19 protein-coding genes are annotated in these 22,420 nt (G+C 50.6%); 9 read left to right on the top strand and 10 right to left on the bottom strand.

What is annotated here, in order from left to right; all coding sequences use genetic code 11:
* The first annotated feature begins 120 nt into the window (after positions 1 to 120).
* The 4 genes from B0I18_RS05520 (at position 121) to B0I18_RS05505 (ending at position 3,662) form a co-directional block, all read left to right on the top strand.
* Positions 121 to 819, top strand: a complete 699-nt coding sequence (locus B0I18_RS05520; RefSeq protein WP_106521633.1) for an LOG family protein — start codon at positions 121 to 123, stop codon at positions 817 to 819.
* 1 nt (position 820) lies between these two features.
* The gene (locus B0I18_RS05515; protein WP_106521632.1) at positions 821 to 1,468 is read left to right on the top strand and encodes an O-methyltransferase; all 648 of its coding nucleotides are present in this window, start codon (positions 821 to 823) and stop codon (positions 1,466 to 1,468) included.
* A gap of 74 nt (positions 1,469 to 1,542) precedes the next feature.
* Positions 1,543 to 3,294, top strand: coding sequence for a glucosaminidase domain-containing protein (locus B0I18_RS05510; RefSeq protein ID WP_106521631.1), 1,752 nt, complete (start codon positions 1,543 to 1,545; stop codon positions 3,292 to 3,294).
* Positions 3,294 to 3,662: a hypothetical protein gene (locus B0I18_RS05505; protein ID WP_106521630.1), complete on the top strand. Its 369-nt coding sequence runs from the start codon at positions 3,294 to 3,296 to the stop codon at positions 3,660 to 3,662. Before B0I18_RS05510 ends, B0I18_RS05505 begins: the two co-directional genes overlap by 1 nt.
* Before the next feature lie 65 nt (positions 3,663 to 3,727).
* On the opposite strand, the gene B0I18_RS05500 is transcribed toward B0I18_RS05505, so the two are convergent.
* From B0I18_RS05500 to B0I18_RS05475, 6 genes are all read right to left on the bottom strand, one after another.
* The gene (locus tag B0I18_RS05500) at positions 3,728 to 5,983 is read right to left on the bottom strand and encodes a T9SS type B sorting domain-containing protein (RefSeq protein WP_146146660.1); all 2,256 of its coding nucleotides are present in this window, start codon (positions 5,981 to 5,983) and stop codon (positions 3,728 to 3,730) included.
* A 102-nt stretch (positions 5,984 to 6,085) separates the two neighbouring features.
* Positions 6,086 to 6,487 carry an NUDIX domain-containing protein gene (locus tag B0I18_RS05495; RefSeq protein ID WP_106521628.1) on the bottom strand — a complete coding sequence of 134 codons (402 nt, stop codon included), beginning with the start codon at positions 6,485 to 6,487 and terminating at the stop codon, positions 6,086 to 6,088.
* A gap of 88 nt (positions 6,488 to 6,575) precedes the next feature.
* Positions 6,576 to 8,096, bottom strand: a complete 1,521-nt coding sequence (locus tag B0I18_RS05490; RefSeq protein WP_106521627.1) for an SUMF1/EgtB/PvdO family nonheme iron enzyme — start codon at positions 8,094 to 8,096, stop codon at positions 6,576 to 6,578.
* Between the two features lie 220 nt (positions 8,097 to 8,316).
* Positions 8,317 to 9,804: a DUF6600 domain-containing protein gene (locus tag B0I18_RS05485; RefSeq protein WP_106521626.1), complete on the bottom strand. Its 1,488-nt coding sequence runs from the start codon at positions 9,802 to 9,804 to the stop codon at positions 8,317 to 8,319.
* Between the two features lie 120 nt (positions 9,805 to 9,924).
* Complete coding sequence (locus B0I18_RS05480) at positions 9,925 to 11,139, bottom strand: aspartate aminotransferase family protein (protein WP_245882054.1); 1,215 nt, start codon at positions 11,137 to 11,139, stop codon at positions 9,925 to 9,927.
* Between the two features lie 46 nt (positions 11,140 to 11,185).
* On the bottom strand, positions 11,186 to 11,920 hold the full coding sequence (locus B0I18_RS05475; protein ID WP_106521624.1) for an NTP transferase domain-containing protein: 735 nt from the start codon (positions 11,918 to 11,920) through the stop codon (positions 11,186 to 11,188).
* A 158-nt stretch (positions 11,921 to 12,078) separates the two neighbouring features.
* On the opposite strand from B0I18_RS05475, the gene B0I18_RS05470 reads away from it, so the two are divergent.
* Positions 12,079 to 12,735 carry a rhomboid family intramembrane serine protease gene (locus tag B0I18_RS05470; protein WP_219905905.1) on the top strand — a complete coding sequence of 219 codons (657 nt, stop codon included), beginning with the start codon at positions 12,079 to 12,081 and terminating at the stop codon, positions 12,733 to 12,735.
* Between the two features lie 72 nt (positions 12,736 to 12,807).
* Here the strand turns inward: B0I18_RS05470 and B0I18_RS05465 are convergent, their stop codons facing one another.
* Positions 12,808 to 13,011, bottom strand: a complete 204-nt coding sequence (locus B0I18_RS05465) for a class I lanthipeptide (protein ID WP_106521623.1) — start codon at positions 13,009 to 13,011, stop codon at positions 12,808 to 12,810.
* Positions 13,012 to 13,347: 336 nt separating this feature from the next.
* Here B0I18_RS05465 and B0I18_RS05460 point away from each other — a divergent pair, with 336 nt between their 5' ends.
* The 3 genes from B0I18_RS05460 (at position 13,348) to B0I18_RS05450 (ending at position 16,336) form a co-directional block, all read left to right on the top strand.
* Positions 13,348 to 14,247, top strand: coding sequence for a rhomboid family intramembrane serine protease (locus B0I18_RS05460; RefSeq protein WP_106521622.1), 900 nt, complete (start codon positions 13,348 to 13,350; stop codon positions 14,245 to 14,247).
* A 51-nt stretch (positions 14,248 to 14,298) separates the two neighbouring features.
* Positions 14,299 to 15,462 (top strand): endonuclease/exonuclease/phosphatase family protein, encoded by a 1,164-nt coding sequence (locus B0I18_RS05455; RefSeq protein WP_146146659.1) that lies wholly within the window; start codon positions 14,299 to 14,301, stop codon positions 15,460 to 15,462.
* A 286-nt stretch (positions 15,463 to 15,748) separates the two neighbouring features.
* Positions 15,749 to 16,336 carry an RNA polymerase sigma factor gene (locus B0I18_RS05450; protein ID WP_106521620.1) on the top strand — a complete coding sequence of 196 codons (588 nt, stop codon included), beginning with the start codon at positions 15,749 to 15,751 and terminating at the stop codon, positions 16,334 to 16,336.
* An 86-nt stretch (positions 16,337 to 16,422) separates the two neighbouring features.
* On the opposite strand, the gene B0I18_RS05445 is transcribed toward B0I18_RS05450, so the two are convergent.
* From B0I18_RS05445 to B0I18_RS05435, 3 genes are all read right to left on the bottom strand, one after another.
* On the bottom strand, positions 16,423 to 16,635 hold the full coding sequence (locus tag B0I18_RS05445) for a hypothetical protein (protein WP_106521619.1): 213 nt from the start codon (positions 16,633 to 16,635) through the stop codon (positions 16,423 to 16,425).
* Between the two features lie 64 nt (positions 16,636 to 16,699).
* On the bottom strand, positions 16,700 to 17,542 hold the full coding sequence (locus B0I18_RS05440; protein ID WP_106521618.1) for a hypothetical protein: 843 nt from the start codon (positions 17,540 to 17,542) through the stop codon (positions 16,700 to 16,702).
* 107 nt (positions 17,543 to 17,649) lie between these two features.
* A complete protein-coding gene (locus B0I18_RS05435) occupies positions 17,650 to 19,407 on the bottom strand; it encodes an ABC transporter ATP-binding protein (RefSeq protein WP_245882053.1) in 1,758 nt (585 codons plus the stop codon).
* Between the two features lie 246 nt (positions 19,408 to 19,653).
* On the opposite strand from B0I18_RS05435, the gene B0I18_RS05430 reads away from it, so the two are divergent.
* A complete protein-coding gene (locus B0I18_RS05430; protein WP_245882052.1) occupies positions 19,654 to 22,368 on the top strand; it encodes an FtsK/SpoIIIE family DNA translocase in 2,715 nt (904 codons plus the stop codon).
* Positions 22,369 to 22,420 lie beyond the last annotated feature (52 nt).

The following is a 22,420-nucleotide window of genomic DNA, read 5'->3' as shown; positions in this document are numbered from 1 at the left end:
GCACCGCAGATTTTACTTGTCCCATTTACATCTTATCAACATTTGGTAACATAATTAAAACTTATCTTCGCAGTCAGAAAAACAGGCTTTTGTCTTAATTTTTTACGCTATATTATTGGAATGAAAGATCAACTGCAAAAAGTAAAACTCCGCGACTGGACAGAAAATCAGGCACACTCAAGCTGGCAGCTCTTTAAGATCATGGCCGAATTTGTAGAAGGGTTTGAAAAGTTATCGAAAATAGGCCCCTGCATTTCCATATTCGGATCGGCACGTACCAAGCCCGGACATAAATATTATGACTTAACGGTAGAGATCGCCAGGAAGCTTTCTGAAGAAGGCTTTGGTATTATCAGCGGCGGCGGCCCCGGCATTATGGAAGCAGCCAACAAAGGCGCTAATATCGCAGGCGGCAAATCTGTAGGACTGAATATAGCCCTGCCTTTCGAACAACACTTCAATCCTTATATCGACGCCGATAAGAACGTAAACTTCGATTACTTCTTCGTACGTAAAGTTATGTTTACCAAATACGCGCAGGGCTTTGTAATGATGCCGGGCGGCTGGGGTACCATGGACGAATTTTTTGAAGTGGCTACCCTGATCCAGACCCGTAAGTTTACCCAGACCCCGCTTGTATGCGTAGGTACCGACTACTGGCAGGGCTTATTCGACTGGATGCGTACCGTGATGCACGAGAAAGAATCCAATATCAGCCCCGGCGACCTCGACCTGATCAAAGTATACGATACGGCCGACGAAGTGGTGACCTATATCCAGGAATTCTACACGCACAACAAACTAAAACCGAACTTCTAGTATGCAGCACATTATCACACCGGATCCCATCAACTCCTATTCGGAGCAGTACACCAGCCCCGAAGATGCAGTGCTTGCCGCATTGAACAAGGAAACCTATGCCCATGTACGGGGCGCTCAAATGATCTCGGGACATTTGCAGGGCATGGTCCTGCAGATGATCAGCCAGATGATCGCGCCCAAACAGGTACTGGAGCTGGGCACCTATACCGGCTACTCGGCCATTTGCCTGGCTAAAGGCCTGGCCGAAGGCGGGCAGCTTCATACCATCGATATAGATCCCGACCTGCAGGCCATGCGCGAAGGCTACTGGAAAGAGGCGGGCCAGGAGCATAAGATCAAACAACATATCGGCGAGGCCGCCAAAGTGATCCCGGCTATCGAAGGCGATTTCGATCTCGCATTTATCGATGCCGATAAAAGGAACTACAGCCTGTACTTCGACCTGCTGATCGACAGGATCCCTTCGGGCGGTTATATCCTGGCCGACAATACGCTGTTCCATGGCGAGGTGATCCTGCCGGTAGACCAGCAAAGCAACAGCGCCCGCGCCATCCACGAATTCAATATCAAAGTGGCGGCCGACGACCGCGTGGAACAGGTACTGATGCCCATCCGCGACGGCCTGATGCTGATCCGGAAGAAGTAATCCATTTTCCATTTTAAACCTACGGAAAGATCGCTCCTGCTTCATGGGAAGGTCGCAAATAAAATTGTACAAACATGATGCGTAAATTTCTTTTACTGCTTGCCTTTAGCGCCACCGCCTGGACAGGCTTCGCTCAGAAATCATACAATGAGCAGGTGCTGGACTATATCGCGCGCTATAAGGATGTAGCTATAGCCGAACAAAAACGAACGGGTGTGCCGGCAGCGATCAAGCTGGCCCAGGGCATATTCGAAACCGCGGCAGGTGGCAGCGAACTCTGCGTTAACGCCAGCAACCACTTCGGCATTAAATGCAAGAACACCTGGACCGGTGATACCTATAGCTACACCGACGATGCCAAGGATGAATGTTTCCGTAAGTATGAATCGGCGCTCGCCTCTTACAAGGATCATTCCGATTTCCTTAAAAACAACAAGCGGTACAGTACGCTGTTCCAGCTTTCCCCTACCGACTATGCAGCCTGGGCCTACGGTCTCAAACGCTGCGGGTATGCTACCAATCCCCAGTATGCCAAAAGGATTATAAAGACCATCGAAGATTTTAAACTGCAGGAGTATACCTATGCCGGTATCAATGTGCAGGAAGAAACACCCGTATTCTATGCCGATGCATCGGGCCAGCAGGGCCTGGCCCGCCGTGCGCCCGCCGGGGAGCATATACCCCAGGAAAGCTATACCACCGGAAGCACCGCAGCGGCCGATACCGGCGACGATGAAGAACCGATGATGGCTGCAGCAGCGCCACAGGCGCGCGAAAGCGGTGTGAAAGATTATTATGTTAGCACCGCTAAAAACGGCAAACGCGGCTTCTACGCCCGCAAAGGCGATATGCTGCTCGAGTATGCCATTAAAAATAAGATCCGGTACGCCAAGATCCTGGAACTGAACGACCTTAGCGATGCACCGCTCGAAGCGGATATGTTTATCTACCTGGAACGTAAATCGAAGTCCGGCAACCAGGCCAGCCATATCGTAAAAGACGGCGAGACCTTGTCCCAGATCAGCCAGCAGGAAGGCGTACAACTGGCCCAGCTGCGGCTTTATAACCATCTCGACAAAGGTGAAGAACCGGCCAAAGGCACCGTATTAAGCCTGCAGGGCGAGTCGGACAACAAACCGGAAGTATATACCGCAGGCCGGGCCAGGGCGACCAGTCCTACCAGCCCTGTGTATGCCGCTAAAGCGCCTGCTGCCGCAACTGACAATGCTTATGTGCCGACAAACCGGAAAGCCACGCCTACCGCCGCCGAGATGGAAGTGCATGAAGAAGAGACTGCCGCACCGCTGGAAAAAACAGTAGCGAACCGTACGCAGAAGAAAGTAAACATCGCCGACGAAACTCCGGTTGAAGAAACCATTGCCAACGAACGCAGCCAGAAAAAGAAAGCCGACGAAAGTAAAATGACGGCGCTCGAAAAACTGAAAGCGCATATGGACCGCTCGGTATATGCCGACCGCAAAGAACACTTTAGCCCGCAGCAAAGCGGTACACCAGCTGCAGCTACTGACTATGCCGGCGACGATGAAGTAGCTACCGTGCCGGCAAGAAAGGCTGCACGCGCCGCCCAGCCCAAACCCGAGCCCAGCCGCAGGAACAGCAGGGAGGCCATTGCTAAAGGTAAAGACAAACATAAAGAGCAACCCAAAGCAAAAGCCAAAGCCAAAAGCCATACGGTAAAAAGAGGGGAAACGGCCTTTGGTATCGCGGAGCGGTACGATATTACCGTATCGCAACTGCAGAAATGGAATAAACTCTCCTCTGCCAAAAAGATACAACCGGGTATGAAGCTGAAAGTACAACCCTGATGCAGCAGATAAGTAACCGGCAGCTTTATGCACTCCTGCAAAACGAGCGCCTGGAGTCTTCCCTCAGGTTACACGTCCAGTGGTTGTGGGATCAGCGCAGGATAACAACGGCAGAAGAACAACAGCTTGCCGCACAGTACCGGTCCCTGTTCCTGCCCGCGACAGCCCTGAAGAAAAGATACATCCTGCTGGCCCTTGTATTTCCGTTTGTCGTGCAGCTCTTTTTTATACAGGCTTTTATTTCGGCCAGGCTGCTTGCCTGTGGCAACCGTAAAAAATGGTATCCTTACTGGCGCGCCGTTTGCGCCGGCTACCTGCTTTACCTGGCGCTGCTTTTGACCCTTGCCTGTATTTATATTTTTCCCTGATACGAAGTGCAAAACAAAGCCCCTGTTCCATACGAACAGGGGCTTTTTACATTACTTCGAGGCTGCTACCGGAGCAGGACCACATCACCCTTGATCGTCTCCTTGGTACCATCTATAAATTCGACCGAAACGATGTAGTAGTAGGTATCGGCATCTGCCTTCTGGTCCTTGTTGTAATAATAGCCGTCCCAGGCTGCCCTGCGCGTTCCTTCGGCTTTGTAGACCAATTGTCCCCAGCGGTTAAATACCCGGAAGAATTTCACGACATACCCGCTTTTGTTTACAAACTTAGGTTCGAATACATCGTTCAATCCATCCCCGTTGGGCGAGAAGGCGTTGGGCATAATCACCACCGGTATCAGCGAATCGGCCTTGATATACAGGATGGCCGTATCCACACAACCCAGCGGGCTTTGCCCCACTACTTTAACCGTATCCGACCTGGGCAGCAGGGTACTGTTGCTGAGGGCAAACTGGTTGTTGAAAAAATCGGGAGGGAACCAGGCATTAACCCGGTAACCGGACACATTGGCTTCGGTCGTAAACAGGACATAATCTCCTTTTACCGGCTGCGGCGGATCGGCCGTTATCTTCATTTTAAACCGCTCTACATAGATCACCGTGGTGCGTACCAGGCTGTCGCAACCCAGCCAGTTACGGAAGGTATCGACCAGCGTGGTATCATTCAGGTATTTATTGCCCTCAAACGAAACCACATCGCAATCACCCACATTGTTCGTTACCCTGGCCGGCTCGTTGGGATATACGATGATATGCACGATATGGTAGATACTGTCGCAGCCGAACTGGTTCGATACGGTATCGCGCAGGGTTATGCTCTGCGTATAGGTAACCCCGTTAAATACGACTTTGCCGCAACCCGCCGTATCTTTTACGATCGTGGTCGGGTTAACCGGGTGCACCACCACATTAATGGTACGGTAGAGGCTGTCGCAACCAATGCTGCTGACAATCGTGTCTTTTACGATCTGGGATTGGGTATAGGTATTACCCCTGATCACGACTTTGCCGCAACCCGACATCGTCAGCGACTGGTTGGCCGCAACCTGTACGGAGAGATTGAGCGTAGCTACCGAATCGCAACCGGCGGCATTGACGGTATTGTATACCGCAGCTGCCGGCCCCGGAGTAGTGACCACGATGCCGTTCCAGGTATAAGGCATCTGGAAAGGACAGATGCGGCGGTTCACCGTAGCGGTAATCACATTGGTTACAACCAGGTTGAGCCGCGTTAAAGAGTCGCAGCCGCCTATTACGCTTGTTTTATGAAACTGGGCCACATTGTTGCCGCCCGCGGTAACCACGATACCGTTCCAGGTATAAGGCAACTGGGCCGGGCATATGGTACGGGTAACGGTCGTATCCAGGTTATACACCCTGAAGGTGAGCGAATCGGGTAAGGCCAGCTGGTTATTACAAAGATCGAGCAGGGTATTGCCATCGGTACCCGTCTTGGCACGCAGCCTATAGTTGCCCGGCGCCAGTGCAGGCGAAAAGGTAACCCTGATTTTGTCGGTATATCCCTGGTTGGAGGCATTACAATTAATACCCGATGCACCGGCTATGGTGCCCCCGGGTACCAGCATAAAGTCGCTGCCATTGGGAGCGATCGAGTTACATTTTACCTCTTCCGAAAGCTGTATCAGCACTTCGTTTTTGGTGTTGCAGGTTTGGGTAAGACTTACCAACCGCGGGCTGGGCCCGTTATCGAACGTAGCCGTAGATCCCGTAAAGTCGATGGTAAAGCCCGAACTCGGACCGCCTGCACCGCCAAAGTTATTGATCATGATCAGGTAGGTGTCGCCGGCGCTGGCATCGATCCTGCGCAGGAAGTGCTGGTTATTGGCGCCACTGGTTACCGTAAGTGCATTGGAGGTAAGGTTAAGGCCCACCACCCCGTTATTGGTTACCGGGGAGTTGTTGTTGAAGTTACAACGGATTACACTAAGGGGGCCTGTTCCCAGGTTGTTACAATCCTGGTTGGTCGCATTGACTATTGCAAAATCGTAATCGTCTGTAACTACTGCCGGCGTAATGGTAAAAACGATTATCCCGGGTGCGGTTACTTTCAGCTTTAGCCACATGGAGTTGGCTTCGCCCGAAGCACAGGGCGTATTGGGCAAATCCGATTTGTTACCGATACCCTGGTAACCGTAAGGCGTGGTAAAGCTATTGCCGCAAAGGCTAAGCGCGCCGCAGGCATCCTGCTCGGGCCTGTCGGGCGGCAGCAACTGGGCGTAAAGTGCAGCGGGGATGCTGACCAGTAACACCAGCATCCAGGTTTTAAAAAATCTACTCATGATCTTTCCAATAAAGGCATTAACGTAATTCCTTATCCGTTTAGTATAACCGCCTATACCGGCCTGCCCTTGCAGGCACACCGGCTTATATTATTTACAAAGTTAAAGTAATTTCCGGGCAACCACTTTATCGATCGGCAGACTGAGCAGCGACTCCAGTGCCGCATCTACCGGTACAAAATAAAAGTGCTCGCTGCCGTTGTAATAGGGGATAGGAATGTACTCCAGGGGTTGCACTTTATAATAGACACTTATCACCTGCGAATCGTCCCATGCAGAAGGTTGAAAAAAATCGGTGGTATAAAAATGCTCGCTGATAGCCACTGCGATGCTCAGCTCTTCCTTCCATTCGCGCTTCAGACCGTCGATCAGCCCTTCGCCCAATTCCAGGCCGCCGCCGGGAAATTTGATGATCCGCTGGCCTTTTATTTTTTCGTCGCTTACCAGTACTTCTCCGGACTCGTTCAGCCATATACCATAAGCCCGGACATTAAATCTTTTCATTATTGACAAGTAGATTATGTGGATTATTCACCTAAAACCGAAAAGCCCCTTTCCTGTTTCAGAAAGGGGCTTCGTTATAACTTTAATATTATCCTTTATTACGTTTGCGTCGGCTGAATTGGTTGCCACCCGGATCGTTGTTGAAACCAGGGCTACCCAGGCGATCCATTACACAACGGAAACCTACGGTTTTGCTGGTGTGGCCGGCCTGCATGAAGCGGCGTGTACCAGGAGACATCCAGTAAGCGCGGTCGTTCCAGGAACCACCTTTGATTACGCGGCTGTCGTTGTTGATCAGGGTTGTTTTACCATAGTCGTATACATAACCGGAAGTGCTGTCGCCATCGCCGGCAGAACGGGCATCGTAGCTTTCGTAGTCGTGGTCGTAACGGCCAGCGAGGTCATTGCTATCTACATTGAGTTTGGTCAGGTTACCCAGGCTGTCTTTTTCAGTCAGGGTAAAGTCAGCTTCAACACTGTTTTTGCGGAATTCATTACCACGGAAGGGGCGGAATCCGTTTACATCCTGCAGGGAAGTAGGACGGTAAACATCCAGCACCCACTCGCTTACGTTACCGGCCATGTTGTACAGACCGAAACCGTTTGGCGTGTAGGAATAAACCGGGCCAGGGATATCAGCATTATCGTTCAGGCCACCGGCAACACCCATTTTATCGCCACCACCACGGGAGTAGTTACCCATGTATTCGCCACGGGAAGCGCCACGACCCTGGTAACGGGTACTACGCACATCACCCCAAGGGTAAACTTTACGATCGGTAACCGCTTCTTCACCACGACGGCGTTTAGTGCGGGGTTCAGGATTATTTTCGATATAACCTAAAGCAGCGTATTCCCATTCTGCTTCGGTAGGCAGGCGGTAGTCAGGCAGCAGCACGCCATCAGAGTAGCTGGCGTTACGACGTCCGGAACCATTCGGATCCAGGTCGCGCCGCTGGCCTTTACCCGGAGTTCCGAGGTATTGACCCGCTGAGTAGGTTTCAGAATTGAAAACGTCTTCATTTACCTGGTTGGCATTTTTCTTCAGCATACCGTTTTTGATCAGCAGCATTTCGTTAACCCTGTCGCTGCGCCATTTACAGTATTCGTTAGCCTGGTACCAGGTCACACCCACAACGGGATAGTTGTTATAAGCAGCGTGACGGAAATAGTAGTTTACATACGGCTCGTTGTAAGACAGCGACTCACGCCATGCCGTACTATCGGGCAGTGCTTTAGCTACGATCTCGGGATAGTCAGCACCATATGAACGTTGCAACCAGTAGATATATTCGCGATAGTGAACATTGGCCACCTCTGTCTCATCCATATAAAAAGAAGAAACGGTAACGGTACGTGGGATGTTATTTCTTTCGTAAGTCAGATCCTCTTCAGTCTGTCCCATTGTAAAGCGTCCGCCCTCGATTGGTACTAAACCAGGTCCCGTTTGCTGACCGGGATAGTTGGTAACATCAAAACCACCCAAGCGGCTGTCGTTGTAGTTCCATCCGGTTTTATCCGAAACACCCTTGGTTTTTGATGAACAGGCCGAAAAGATGGTCGCTGTTCCGACACATAACAAACTCAAGCCTAATAGTGTTCTTTTCATAATAAAAAAACAGTGTGTTTTGCTGTAAAAAAACTATTGCAATGCTAAATTTCCCTGCAATGATAATATTAATTCTATAAAAGAGTTACAATGATAGAATATTCTTTTTGAAAAGCAAAGCCATTTTAAAAATATTTTTTTTGACTTTCTTCACAAAAGAATGAGGCACTTTTTGTGAAGTACCTCATTCAAAATAAAACATTTACAGGCTGTTTTTTTATTAGCGTCCTCTTATCGAACGTTCGCCTGCCGGTGCGGAGCGCTCTACGGGAGCAGAACGTTCAACACGTTGTGGCTGAGCCTGTTGTATACTTCTCTGTTGCTGCATTTGCACATCGCGCTGCTGTTGGGCCCGTTGCATCTGCATCTGCTGGTTACGTTGCTGCTCCATTTGCTGCTGTTGCATACGCTGCTGCTGCTGCAACTGTTGGTTACGCTGCATGTCCTGCTGTTGCTGCATTCTTTGCTGCTGCTGTTGCTGGTCGCGCTGCTGCTGTAATTGCTGGCTGCGTTGCATATCCTGTTGTTGTGCCCGCTGCTGCTGCAATTGCAGGTTACGTTGTTGATCCTGCTGTGTGCGCTGTTGTTGCAATTGCAGGTTACGCTGTTGCTCCTGTTGTGCCCGCTGTTGTTGTAACTGCTGGCTGCGTTGCACGTCTTGCTGCTGTTGCTGCTGGATACGGGTATTGTTCTGCTGGTCCTGCCTGCTGCTGCGTACCGGTGTAGCATCGGGTTGCTGTATCTGGCGATTGGGCTGCACACCGCTTTCGCGCACCTGGCCCGACCTGCCGTTGTTGTTACTATTCGACCTGCTGCCATTGTCGGGCTGCCTTGCACCACCGGGTGTGGTTACCACCGACCGGTCCAGTGTTTTAAACTGCCTGGGCGCCGGGGTTACCTGCTGCTGGCCCCTTGCCGGCGTAGCGCTCTCCCGCACAGAAGGGCGGTATACGCTAACGGTACGGCCGCTTATACTCGGGCTGCCGGCCCTGCTCCTCGTGTTTACATCATATACATTCACACGCTGGCGGGTAACGGCCTCTACATCGGTACGGCGCGGACCGGCCACATAAGTGCTGCGGGCACGGGCATCGACATAGGTATTATTAATAATGGTCGTGTTGTTAATAATATTTACCGTCTGGCGGGGCGAGTAATAACGCTGGAAATTGCGGGCGTAGATATTGCCGTAAGGAATAAATGTCCACCAGGAGTTCGGTACATAATAACCCGATCCGAAAGAAATATTGATACTGATGCCGGGTCCCATGGGCGCCCAACCGTAGTTACCGCCGCCCTGGCGCCAGCTTACCCATGCCGGTCCCCATTCGTTGCCCGGAATCCAGATCCAGCCGTAATAGCTGCTTAAGGTCCAGCGGCCGTAGTGGAACGGCGCCCAGCCCCAGCTGTAGTTGGACATCCACATATTACCATATTCGGTCATCATCCAATAACCATTTGTATAATAAGGACGGAAGTCCCTGCCTACATTAGGCGCCCATACATAACCGTATTGCGGGTCGTTGAGCCATTGGCCGTAAGGAGAGAGATCGTCATAAAAGTTCTGATAACTCAGATCATTATAGCTTCCATATTGGTCGTCGCCATATTGAGCGTAGGTTTTGGGTATACCCACGCCGATCATCAACATTACAGCAAGAATAAGAGCAGGAATAAATCCGCCTGTCCGGTTGCTGAAATTTTTCATAATTAAAAGTTTTAAATAAAAACTGTCTTGTGTTCCTGTTATTAAGACTGCATACCGGAATAATCGTTTAGCGATTTGCAATAAATCTTTCTAAATAAATTGTTATCTGTTTGAAAAGGCTTACGCAACCACCTGATCCATGGCCTGTAGCAATATACGGCAGGCGCTCGTGATTTCGGCTTCGGTAATCGTAAGCGGCGGAACGATACGGATACAGTTGGCGGCAAACAGGAACCAGTCGGTAAACACCCCTTTATACGCCCCGTCGGCAGCCTGCCCCCGGGTACACGCCCCGATTACCTGCAACACCGTTTCATAACTGTCCAGCTCTATCGCGATCATCAGCCCTTTGCTGCGCACCTGCTTTATGGCCCGGTGCTGCAACAGCGACAGGAACAATTGCTCCTTGGCCGGCACCTGCTGCCACAAACGCTCTTCCAGCATCACTTCCAGCGCTGCTTTACCGGCGGCACAACTTACAGGATGCCCGCCAAAAGTAGTAATATGCCCCAGTACCGGGTTATGGGCCAGGGCCTGCATCTTCCCGTTGGACGCAATAAAGGCCCCCAGCGGCATACCGCCCCCCAGGGCCTTACCCAGCAATAAAATGTCGGGCACGATGCCATATTGTTCAAAGCCCCACAAGGTACCGGTACGGCCAAAACCAACCTGTATTTCATCGAGCACCAATAGCGCACCCGTTTCGTCGCAACGCCGGCGCAGGGCCTCCATCCACGATAAGGACGGCGCCAGTACCCCACCCTCGGCCTGTACTGTTTCCAGCACGATACAGGCAGTGCGCCCGGTAATGAACGCAAGGCTTTCAAAGTTATTGTGTTGTACATGCCGGATATCGGGCAATAAAGGCCGGAAGGCATTACGGAAATATTCGTCGCCCAGCAGGCTCAGCGCCCCCTGCGTAGACCCGTGATAGCTGTTGTGACAAGCAATGATCTCGGTACGGTTCGTCAGCCTTTTGGCGAGTTTCATGGCGCCCTCTACGGCTTCGGCTCCCGAATTGGTAAAATAGACACAATCCAGCGAAGCGGGCAGTTGTTCGGCCAGCAGGCGCGCATATTGCACCTGCGGACTCTGCAGGGCTTCGCCATAAACCATGACATGCAGGTATTGCCCTGCCTGCTCCCGGATAGCAGCCACCACCCTGGGATGGCAATGCCCCACATTGCAGACGCTGATACCACCGATCAGGTCGATAAAGGCATTATCCGCATCATCGTATAAAATAGCGCCTGCCGCACGGCTTACAGGAAAAGCCATAGGCTCGGGCGAGGTGGGCGCAAGGTGTTGTTGAAATAATTGTCTTTCGGTCATCATATAATATATACTGTCATGCCGCTGCCCGGGCGGGGCGCTTATCGCATTATTGAATCGTATCGGGAAATAGGGTTGCGGCGCGTTCCAGGCTTTCGGGTTTGCCCACATCGAGCAGGGCATCGCCGGTATGATCCCAGGCTATAATTTTCTGCGTAACGCAACGGTCGAGGTATACATCGACCAGCGAAAACTTCCCTTCCTGGCGGATACCCGGCAGGAAACTTTCTTCCATGAGCTGGATACCGCTAAAAGCATAAGGCCCGAGGTCTGCAACCTGGAAGTCGCCGGGAATGCGGCGTTCACCGGTTTTGATATTTTCCCAGCCCCGGAGCTGGCGTGTTTCATCGAATAAAAAATACCGGGATGTTTCGCGTTGCTGCACCGCCAGGGTCACCGCTGCGCCGCTTTGCCGGTGCTGCTCCAGCATACGGTCCAGGTCGAAGTTGCTGAGGATATCGACATTCATGACCAGCAGGGTGCCGGCGCCTTCAAAAAATGGCATCGCCTTTTTCAGCCCGCCCCCGGTTTCCAGTACCGCATCGCTTTCGTCGGATACCTGCACCCGGCTGCCGAAACCTTTTTCGCGTTCCAGCACATCGATAATCTGGTCTGCGAAATGATGCACATTCACCACGATATCAAAAATGCAGAACCGTTGCAGGTTACGGATATTCCACTCGAGCAGGGAACGCCCGTGCACCGGCGCCAGGGCCTTGGGATGATGATCGGTAAAGGGTTTGAGCCGGGTACCCAGGCCCGCCGCGAGAAGAAAAGCTTTCATGCTGTTGTTTCGGTTACTGTTGCCGGTACCCAGGCCCCGTCAGGACCGGCGTACGGCACCGCAACAATACAACAATTTGTGCAGACTAACGTTGTACCTTCGTTTTCCTTAATTTTGAATTCCTTAGACGAGCTTAGTATCCAAAATCAATTTTGTCCATGAATGAATACCGTCCCGGGGGCTTCCAGATCCTGCCCCCAGTTGTAAAGAATCTGATTATTATCAATGTACTGGTTTATATCGCCTCAAACTTTACCGGTGCTACCATATCTAATTTTCTCTACCAGAATCTTTCCTTATATCATTGGAGTTCTCCCTTTTTCCGCCCTTGGCAACTCGTAACTCATATGTTCATGCATGCCCAGTTCGGCGTAGGCATTGGATTAAGTCATATTTTTTTCAACATGTTTGCCTTGTGGATGTTTGGCAATACCCTGGAAAACGTGATGGGCCCCAAAAGGTTCCTTATCTTTTATTTTGTTTGTGGTATCGGCGCAGCCATCTGCTACCAGAGTGTTATGTCTCTGGGCACCCCTAACCCTTACATACCTATGGTAGGTGCTTCAGGAGCCATCTTTGGCCTGCTTTTCGCGTTCGGCTACCTGTTCCCCAACCTGATGATCTATATTTATTTTCTCTTCCCCTTAAAGGCAAAATACTTTGTAGCAATTTATGCGGCCATTGAACTGTTCTTTGGTTTGCAAGGTAGCCCTGGCGATGATGTTGCCCACTTTGCGCATCTCGGCGGCATGTTGTTTGCCTTTATCCTGCTAAGAATCTGGAGTATGTCCGGCAGGAATATCAACCGGTATTAAACATCTTAAAAAATATAAATAAAGCGCCTTATGACCGGATCATAAGGCGCTCTCAGTTGGTAGCCGGCTTGCTTATACGCAACGGCAGGTCTGGAATTCGGTTTGGGTAATACAGGCATTAACTACACTGGCACAATTGGCGATACAACTTCTCAGCCGGCTCTGGATACAGGCCAGGCTTTGTCCGCCTTTAACCGTTTCGGCCTGTTCACCGGTAAGTGTTACTACTGTTTGTTTGTTGAGGGCCAGTTTGGCCTGCAGGCTTCTTTTTTTCATAACCTCAGATTTTTAGATGGTTTATATGCACGCCGTTTTTGGGTCCGGCATATGGATAAAAGTAAGCTTTACGCCCGGCAGCCCATATTATTTTAAACATTTTTAACATGGATGTTTTTTCATTATCTTGTCGTAGCAAAAGAAGCCGCCAACCGGCCATCCTGCTATTTATGACAAATTTGAACCAAAGCACCGGGTGGCTGTATTATTAGTAAAATGGGCTGTCTCCGCTTCAGAAAATACAACCTGTACACGAAAACTAATCGTTAAATAGACAGGTTTGCCGCTTCGTTTTACCGATTTATTGTTAATTTGCTACGGAATTGCATAGTTTTTATGAAAACAGAATTTACAAGAAGAAAAGAGGGTTTACTGTCCAATTACAGTCATAATGCGGTTATGCAATTGGTAGCGGTGCTGGGTATGGGGTTTATTTTGCTGCATGCGGTAAACATTATTATCCTCGTCCTCTCTGATGAGCCCAAAACGGTATTCCACAATATTGTACTGCCGCAAGTGGCGCTGCAATCCTGGGATGTGTTTATGCACCGCCCCTGGATACTGGCAACGTACCTGCTGGGCCATACTTCCTTCTGGAACCTGCTCAGCAATATGTTGTGGATGTATTGCTTTGCTTCGGTGATCCAGAACCTGGTGGGCTATAAGGAAATCATACCTTTATATATCATCTCTTCACTCATATCCGGCCTGGCCTATATTGGCGTATCGGCCTTCTGGCCGGCCACCCAGGGCCTGATGTACCTTGGCGCGCTGCCCGGTATTATGGCTTTTGCCATAGGCGCCATTACCCTGGCGCCGGGCTTCCGTTTCCACCTGGGCGAGAACCTGGCCATACCGCTATGGGTTTTGCTGGTGATCTTCCTATTGCTCAATGGTCTCAATTTTGCGCCGAACAGCCCGGGCATGCTGGTGCTGGCCGGAACCGGCGCAATTACCGGTTTTATTTATATCCGCACCCTGCGTGCCGGCAACCGTCCCGGTCTCTGGTTATACAATACCGGTAATACCATGCAGGGCTGGGTTACCCCCAAAGAGTTCAACCCGGCACACCACCAGAAAAGAAGGAACCAGGCCTTAAAACAGGTAAAACAGGAAAAGGAAGTATCCACTGCAGACTCGGTTGATATGTTGCTCGATAAAATATCGCAGAAAGGCTACGATTCGCTTACTGCAGAAGAGAAAGAGCTGCTGATGCGCGCCAGCAAAGAAGGTTAAGCCCGCATCGCCCACAGCCCACCGGCTTTATTCCTATTTTATACCGACATCTTGAAACGGCCCGCAATTTTCTCAAAGATCCTCAGGAGCATTTACCTGTTACTCAATTTAGGAGTAATCGTATGGTTGTTCCTGTGTAAGTGGGCCTCGATCCACGATCCTGCGCATAAACCTACCCTGCTGAGCCTGATCAGCTTCTCCTGCCTGTTTGCCGTGCTGGCCAACATCATATTTGTTATAAGCTGGCTTTTTTCCCGTAAGAAATGGCGGTCGCTGCTCTCGCTGGCTACCCTGCTGCTGTGCTGGAATGTGGTAAGACCCCTGGCCGGGATCAACTATTTCGGCAGCAACAAAATAACGCCCGATGCCGGCGGACTGAAGATCATGACCTGGAATGTGCATATGTTCGACCTCGGCGAATGGACCAAGGACAAAACATCGCGCGCTAAAATCATAAAACTGATCCGGGAGGAGAGCCCCGACATTCTTTGCCTGCAGGAGTTTTACTGGAACAAGAATGAAGAAACGGAACCCTATACCGCGATCCTGCAGCAGATGGGATATCCCTTTGTAGAGTTTTCGGTGGAAAACCAGCTCCGCAAAAGAACAATTACCAGCAATGCCGGCAAAAACGATACCATCTGTACCGGGCATGCCATATTTTCGAAATACCCGCTCCGCAACGAGCAACGGCATGAGCTGTTTCAAAACTACAACATGCTGAGCGTGGAAGTCGTGATCGACAGTACCCATACCCTGAGCCTGAATGTAACCCACCTGACCTCGGTAGGCTTTGGCCGCAAGGAGATGGATTATATCCAGGAGGTAAAGTCGGAAGGTGTTGATGCCCAGGAGAAAAATAAATCCAAATCCTTACTGCGCAAGCTTTATACCGCATCGGCCCGCCGGGCCGACCTGGCCAACCAGATCGATTCGCTCAAAAGGCGAATGGATTACCCGATTATTATCTGCGGCGACTTTAACGACGTACCGGGATCGTATGTATACGACCGGGTAAAAGGTAAACTGGCCGATGCTTTTATTGCCAAAGGCGCCGGCATAGGCCGCACCTACCAGCACATATTCCCCACCCTGCGTATCGATTACATTTTCTTCGACGATACGGCGTTAAAAGCCGAGGGCTTCGAAAGGCTTAACGTCGGACTATCAGACCATTACCCGATCATTGCCAACTTCTCGCTGCGTAAGCCCTGATTGCGGCAGAAGAGTGTCCTTTTAACAACTCCTGAAAAATTATCAAAAAAAAACCCGGACCACCCAACGGGCTTACCTATTTGTTCGTCTATCTATTAACAGAAAGAATTCTTAAAAATAAATAGTCCTTTTTAACTTTCTTTTTGTGAAAACACTATTTTTGCCACCCTTCAATTACAAATGCTTATAGGCTGAAAAATCTACATTTTTATACTTTAAACCAGTTCGCACCGGCAATCACACAACGTGCACGCATTGTTTAAACCTTTGTAGAATTTTATCTCTTATGACAAATAGCCTGAAGCAACATTCAGACCACGCATTAGTTCAACTGTTCCGCACAGGAAGTGAATCCGCTATTACAGAATTGGTGCATCGCTATCAAAGCAATGTTTACACTTCGATTTACCTGCTGGTAAAAGATAAGTACATTGCCGAAGACCTGTTCCAGGATACCTTCCTGAAAATCGTGAACAGTATCCGCAATGACAAGTATGCGGAACAGGGTAAATTCCTGCCCTGGGCGCTGCGTATTGCGCATAACCTCTGTATCGATCATTTCAGAAGAGTAAAACAGCAGGTAAAGGTTACGATGCCCGATGGTACCGACTTCTTTTCGCTGCTTCCCCTTAAGGAGGAGCATGCCGAGGAAGTGATGATCCGCCGCCAGTCGGAGGCCGGGATGCAACAGATTATAGACCGCCTGCCGGAAGAGCAGCGGGAAGTAGTGGTGATGCGTATTTACGGAGAAATGAGCTTTAAAGAGATCTCGGATATAACCGGCGTAAGTATCAATACTGCCCTGGGCCGTATGCGGTATGCCCTGATCAATATGCGTCGCATGATCAATGATTATAAAATGGTATTGCGCTAGCCGCAACCTGCCTGTATAGAAAAAGCCCGGACGTTATACAACGTCCGGGCTTTTGTATATCCCGCCATCATGCGCGGGTGGGAAGTTTATTTAATTTCCTCGTACTCGATAAAATCTCCGTCAATATGCTTACCGGAACGTTTGCCGGTATTGTGCTGCATTTGATCCATTTGTTTTTTCATCTCGTTCATCTTCTGGTGCGTCATCCGCGTGATCTTAAACACGGGCAGGAGAAAACGCATCATAAAACGGATGAGCAGGAATATTATCAGCAGGAAAAGAACGAATCTCAACATCATATCTCAAAGGTAAGCATTTTATAATTCCGCTCATTTGCGATAGCGGCATTTTAACATACCCCCGCTACAGGAAATTATAGCTATAACGTATACCGAAGGAGAACAGCCCCATATTGACTTTGTCGACACCGATATAGTAGTACAGGAACCGCTCTTTATATTCGATCTGCGAATAACCGGCATTGGTAATGCTCAGGGGCAGTGTTGCCTGTATGCCCAGGCCGGAACGGTTAAGCAGGGGGCTATTGGTATTTTTCCAGCGCAATCCTACATAAACATCAGCGACGAGGATGCCCCAGGTGCCGGGTTTGCCGTAGTGGCCGGTTTCGGTCGAAAAGTACTCCAGGTTACCCGCATTATCGCCCTTGTAGCGGATAAGGCCCTTCGCCGCCACCGAAGCAGAGTCGTCCGATTTACCCAGGTACATGGGCATACCTACGCCGGCGCGGAGTTCGATCATATACATTTTCTTAATCGGTCCGAACAGGTATCCCAGGTCGATCTGGGGCTGTACAAAGGCGGTAGGATGTTTGATGGTCTGGTATTTCGCCTTCTTGGTGGCATAGGCGTTCTGGTCGGCGCCCATACTGTCGTAAGCGGGCGCATATTTGTAGGCAAAGGAGGCCCTGCCGAAAGCGATAGAACCGCGGATAGAGAAACGTTCGCCAAAACCTTTCTGGTAATATACGCCTGCTTTGGGTACCATGCTGAGCGCGCCTTTGGCGGTGGCCGAATAGCCCTGCCGGTCTACAAACCCGCTGCTGGAGTTTACGCCCAATTCTGCAAAAAAGCCTAAATGATCATTATTTACTTCCTGTGCCACATAGGGATAGTTGCCTAACCACTGCTGGGCATTTGCCCCGACTGCAGACGCAATCAGCAAAGCGGACAAAAGGTATCTTTTCATTTCAAGGTTTTGTTAGATTCCAAATATAGAGGAATCTTGCCCAAACCGTTAAAGGATAGTGAAAAATAATGCAAAAATTGACGTATAAAATTAACTGTTCTTTATAATCAGGCCATCTGCTGTTCGGAAGACATGGCAGCGGTATACATCTTTTGATAGATGCCTTTGAGCTGCAGCAACTCGTCGTGCGCGCCCTGCTCCACGATATGCCCTTTGTCCAGGACGATGATCTGGTTGGCCTTACGGATGGTAGACAGGCGGTGCGCGATCACGATGGCGGTGCGGCCCTGGATCAGTTTTTCGATTGCCTGCTGGATCAGGATCTCCGATTCGGTATCGACCGAGGCCGTGGCTTCGTCGAGGATGAGTATAGAAGGATTGTACAACAGGGCACGGGCAAAGGAAAGCAATTGCCGCTGTCCCTGCGACAGCATATTGCCCCGCTCCATCACGTTGAACTCGTAATGACCGGGCAGGCGCATAATGAAATCGTGGATACCCAGCAGGCGGCAGACCTCCATAACCCGCTCCAGCGGTATATCGTGGTTGCGCATGGTGATGTTTTCGTAGATCGTACCTGAAAACAGGAATACATCCTGCAGCACGATACCGATATGCCTGCGCAGGGCATGGATATCGTACTCCTCCAGTGGTTTATCGTCGATCAGGATACGGCCCGATTTGATCTCGTACAGGCGGTTCAGGATACTGATGATCGAAGTTTTACCCGCGCCCGTATGCCCTACCAGGGCTACGGTATCGCCGGCACGGGCTTCGAAGGAGATGCCCCGCAGTACCGGTACATCTTTTTTATACTCGAAAGCTACCTGCTCAAATGTTACCTTACCCTTTACTTCCGCGGGCACATAGGTGCCGTTGTTGTGCAGGTACTCTTCGCTATCGAGCACCCCAAGCACGCGCTCGCCTGCCACCAGGCCCATCTGCAGGGTGTTGAACTTATCGGCGAGCATACGCAGCGGCCGGAACAACAGGTTGAGGTACATGATAAAGGCGATGATGACACCCTGGGTAACTTTATAATCGAGCATACGCGAGGCGCCATACCATACCAGCAGGCCCATAGCAATAGCCAGGATGATCTCTACAATGGGGAAGAAAACGGAATAAGCGAAAATGGCTTTGATATTGGCGTTGCGGTGATCTTTATTGATCTCAGTAAACTTTGCGATCTCGCGGTCTTCGGCGGCAAACGACTGTACCACGTACATACCGGTAATGTGTTCCTGTACAAACGCGTTGAGGCGCGCCACGGCATTCCTTACCTGGTGAAACGATTTATTAACGCTCTCTTTAAAGAAATAGGTAGCCAGGATCAGCACGGGGAACACGGACAGCGATACCAGGGTAAGCCGCCAGTCGGTATAGAGCATGATCACCATAATAGCGATAATGGTAAGCACATCGGCAATGATCGAGATCAGGCCTTCGGAGAAGATATCGTTGATGGCCTCGATATCGTTTACCGTACGCGTGGTAAGCGTACCGATGGGCGTATTGTCGAAAAAGGAAAGCTGCTGGTGCACGATCTTCTTAAATACATTTTGCCGGATATCGTTGACTACCGTTTGGCCCAGCCAGTTGGTGGTATACATAAATACAAAGCGCAGCACGCTTTCGAGCAACAGGATACCCAGTTGGATGACCGTAATGGTAATGAGCCCCTGCAATAACTTATTGGAAATATAGTGGTCGACCGAAAGCTGGATCAGGTAAGGGCGTACGGGAGCCAGCACCGCCAGCACGATCGCCAGCACGATACTGGTCCACAACCGGGTGCGGTAAGGCCGGGTATAGGAAAATATACGTTTCAGCAGCGAGAGGCCGCCTGCCTTCTTTTTCTCCAAAATGCTAAAAATTTAAGGGCTGTGTAATGCTCAGGTGTAGCTACCAGGCTGCTTCAGGAAATTAACAGTAATCAAACAGTAAAAAAACCTTCATTTGCACCTGGAAGCACGCAAAGGTACGGGGATTTTTGCCGGAATTACCGGCATCAATACCCACATTAATTCAATCTATATGGGAAAGAATTAAAGATTACTTTTGTGTTTTAGTTTAATATTATAGTACAAATTACAGAGGTTTAATTACAAATGGCAGCAACAAAGACCAAAAAGGCAGCTTCTAATTCCCCGGGTAAAAAGGCATCCAATGCCGGTCAGAACAGTAGTATGAGTGCAGCAAGGAAACGGAATATCAGGCTGGCGCTCGGTTTTCTCTGCCTGTTACTGGGCAGTTTCTTTACCCTGTCGGTAATCAGTTATTGCTTTACCTGGCAGCAGGATCAGCACCACCTGCTTTCCTCCCGGGGTTTATTCAATTTTCTTTTTCATGACAAGGCCCCGGTAGAAAACTGGTGCGGCCGGCTGGGTGCAGCCGCGGCACATATACTGGTGTACCGTGGCGTAGGTATCGCCTCGCTGCTGTTTACCATATGGCTGGGCGCCTGGGGCGTAAACCTCGTATACGGGCGCATCGTGATCCCCATTTTTAAATGGATCCGGTGGATGGCCCTGGGTTTCTTATTCGTATGCCCGCTGTTCTCCTTCGCCTTCCCGCAAATGGCCTTCCCGCTGGGCGGTGCACTGGGCAACGGTTTGATCGAATGGACCAATGGCTTTGCCGGCAAGGCCGGTAGCTTATTTATGCTGATCACGGTGTTTTGCTTCTTTGCCTTTATCGTATTCCAGTGGGACATTAAACCCCTGCTGCGAAGGGCGCGCAAGCTGATACCGGCACGCATGCCGGCGGTTAATCCTACCGGCGATGCCGCTATGGACGATGCTCCAACTGCCGAAACCGCAAGCGATAACAACGACCGGTTTAAAGGCTTCCGCCTGGATAAGCAGGATATGGAAGCTGCGCCGGTACTGTCCGAAACGGACGAAGAAGCGGCAATGGTAACCGGCAGCAACAACAAACTGAACCGTAACGGGATGGCAGAGCCCTTCGTTACGGAAGAAGAACCGGAAGAAGAACCCTGGGACGGCAGCAACCTGGAAATGACCATCGTGGAACGCAGCGAACCGGAAACCCCGGTATCCCAACCCGCCGCTACCGGCAAACCGGGCATCCACCTGGAGTTGCCACAGGCCGACGAGCTGGTGATCAACGAGCCCGTAGCCGAAGATCCGGCGGCAATGGAAGAAGAACCCTGGGAAGAAGAAGCCTACGAAGAAGAGGTTTATGAAGAAGAAGAAGCCACAACCGATGGCATGCTCGACTTCGAGATCAGGACGGTAGAAGAACCAACAGCAGTACCTGCGCATGGCAGTCATATTACCGTGGAAAGCGGCGAACCCTATGACCCCTCGCTCGACCTGCCCAATTATAAATTCCCCACGCTCGACCTGCTCGACGAAACGGAACAGGGCGCTATTTCGCTGGACCGCGAAGAGCTGGAAAAAAACAAGAACCAGATCATCAGTACCCTGCGCAGCTTCGGTATCGAGATCCAGCGCATTACCGCAACGGTAGGACCTACCGTTACCCTGTACGAGATCGTACCGGCCGAGGGCGTACGTATATCGAAGATCCGTAACCTGGAGGACGACATCGCGCTGAACCTGGCCGCGCTGGGTATCCGTATCATAGCGCCTATACCGGGCAAGGGTACGATCGGTATCGAAGTGCCCAATACCAATAAGCAGATGGTACCTATGCGTACCCTGCTGGCCAGCGAAAAGTTTGTGAACAGCAAAATGAGCCTGCCCATTGCCCTGGGTAAAAAGATCGATAACGAAAACTATATCGTAGACCTGGCCACGATGCCCCACCTGCTGATGGCCGGCGCCACGGGCCAGGGTAAATCGGTAGGGATCAATGCCATCCTGGTTTCGCTGTTGTATAAAAAACATCCTTCGCAACTGAAGTTCGTGATGGTCGATCCGAAGAAGGTGGAACTATCCATTTACCGGCTGATCGAAAAGCATTACCTGGCCATGTTGCCTAACGAAGAGGAGCCCATCATTACCGATACCAAGAAGGTGGTAAACACCGTTAACGCGCTGTGTATCGAGATGGATAACCGGTATGAATTGTTGAAGGACGGCGGCGCCCGTAACATTAAAGAGTACAACGAGAAGTTTATTAAACGCAGGCTGAACCCCAATAACGGGCACAAGTACCTGCCTTTTATCGTGCTGGTTATCGACGAGTTTGCCGATCTGATCATGACTGCGGGTAAAGAGGTGGAGATGCCGATCGCCCGCCTGGCACAGCTGGCGCGTGCTGTAGGTATCCACATTATCATTGCTACACAGCGTCCTTCGGTTAACGTAATTACGGGTATTATCAAAGCCAACTTCCCGGCGCGTATGGCCTTTAAGGTATCGGCCAAGGTCGACAGCCGTACCATCCTGGATGCCGGTGGCGCCGACCAGTTGATCGGCCGCGGCGATATGCTGGTATCGCATGGCAGCGAGTTGCTGCGGCTGCAATGCGCCTTTGTCGATACGCCCGAAGTAGAACGTATCGTCGAGTTTATCGGCAACCAGAAAGGTTATGCTACCGCTTTTGAGCTGCCGGAATACGAAGGCGCCGAAGACGAACGTGCCGAGAAAGAAATGATCGACCTCTCGAAACGCGATAAGATGTTTGAAGAATGCGCCCGCCTGGTGGTCAACTCGCAAAGTGGCTCCACATCTATGTTACAGCGTAAATTCAACCTGGGCTATAACCGGGCCGGCCGTATTATGGATCAACTGGAAGCAGCCGGCATTGTAGGGCCGGCAGCCGGCAGCAAACCCCGCGATGTATTGATAACGACCGAATACGAGCTGGAAAAGCACCTGGAAACTTTATTTTAAATCGTACATGATCCCCTGCGCCGGGCGCCTGCTTGCAGTCGCCCGGCGTTTT

It is taken from the genome of Taibaiella chishuiensis (assembly GCF_003014535.1).
In the GTDB taxonomy this organism is placed as follows: Bacteria; Bacteroidota; Bacteroidia; order Chitinophagales; family Chitinophagaceae; genus Taibaiella; species Taibaiella chishuiensis.
The sequence above is the reverse complement of the archived record's forward strand: the minus strand, read 5'-3'. Positions and strand labels throughout refer to the sequence as shown.

Coding starts and splice junctions, on each gene's coding strand:
- B0I18_RS05430 (WP_245882052.1), top strand. CDS start 19,654: ATGGCAGCAACAAAGACCAAAAAGGCAGCTTCTAATTCCCCGGGTAAA.
- B0I18_RS05515 (WP_106521632.1), top strand. CDS start 821: ATGCAGCACATTATCACACCGGATCCCATCAACTCCTATTCGGAGCAG.
- B0I18_RS05495 (WP_106521628.1), bottom strand. CDS start 6,487: ATGAAAAGATTTAATGTCCGGGCTTATGGTATATGGCTGAACGAGTCC.
- B0I18_RS05505 (WP_106521630.1), top strand. CDS start 3,294: ATGCAGCAGATAAGTAACCGGCAGCTTTATGCACTCCTGCAAAACGAG.
- B0I18_RS05460 (WP_106521622.1), top strand. CDS start 13,348: ATGAAAACAGAATTTACAAGAAGAAAAGAGGGTTTACTGTCCAATTAC.
- B0I18_RS05440 (WP_106521618.1), bottom strand. CDS start 17,542: ATGAAAAGATACCTTTTGTCCGCTTTGCTGATTGCGTCTGCAGTCGGG.
- B0I18_RS05470 (WP_219905905.1), top strand. CDS start 12,079: ATGAATGAATACCGTCCCGGGGGCTTCCAGATCCTGCCCCCAGTTGTA.
- B0I18_RS05465 (WP_106521623.1), bottom strand. CDS start 13,011: ATGAAAAAAAGAAGCCTGCAGGCCAAACTGGCCCTCAACAAACAAACA.
- B0I18_RS05490 (WP_106521627.1), bottom strand. CDS start 8,096: ATGAAAAGAACACTATTAGGCTTGAGTTTGTTATGTGTCGGAACAGCG.
- B0I18_RS05475 (WP_106521624.1), bottom strand. CDS start 11,920: ATGAAAGCTTTTCTTCTCGCGGCGGGCCTGGGTACCCGGCTCAAACCC.
- B0I18_RS05500 (WP_146146660.1), bottom strand. CDS start 5,983: ATGAGTAGATTTTTTAAAACCTGGATGCTGGTGTTACTGGTCAGCATC.
- B0I18_RS05520 (WP_106521633.1), top strand. CDS start 121: ATGAAAGATCAACTGCAAAAAGTAAAACTCCGCGACTGGACAGAAAAT.
- B0I18_RS05445 (WP_106521619.1), bottom strand. CDS start 16,635: ATGATGTTGAGATTCGTTCTTTTCCTGCTGATAATATTCCTGCTCATC.
- B0I18_RS05480 (WP_245882054.1), bottom strand. CDS start 11,139: ATGATGACCGAAAGACAATTATTTCAACAACACCTTGCGCCCACCTCG.
- B0I18_RS05450 (WP_106521620.1), top strand. CDS start 15,749: ATGACAAATAGCCTGAAGCAACATTCAGACCACGCATTAGTTCAACTG.
- B0I18_RS05485 (WP_106521626.1), bottom strand. CDS start 9,804: ATGAAAAATTTCAGCAACCGGACAGGCGGATTTATTCCTGCTCTTATT.
- B0I18_RS05510 (WP_106521631.1), top strand. CDS start 1,543: ATGATGCGTAAATTTCTTTTACTGCTTGCCTTTAGCGCCACCGCCTGG.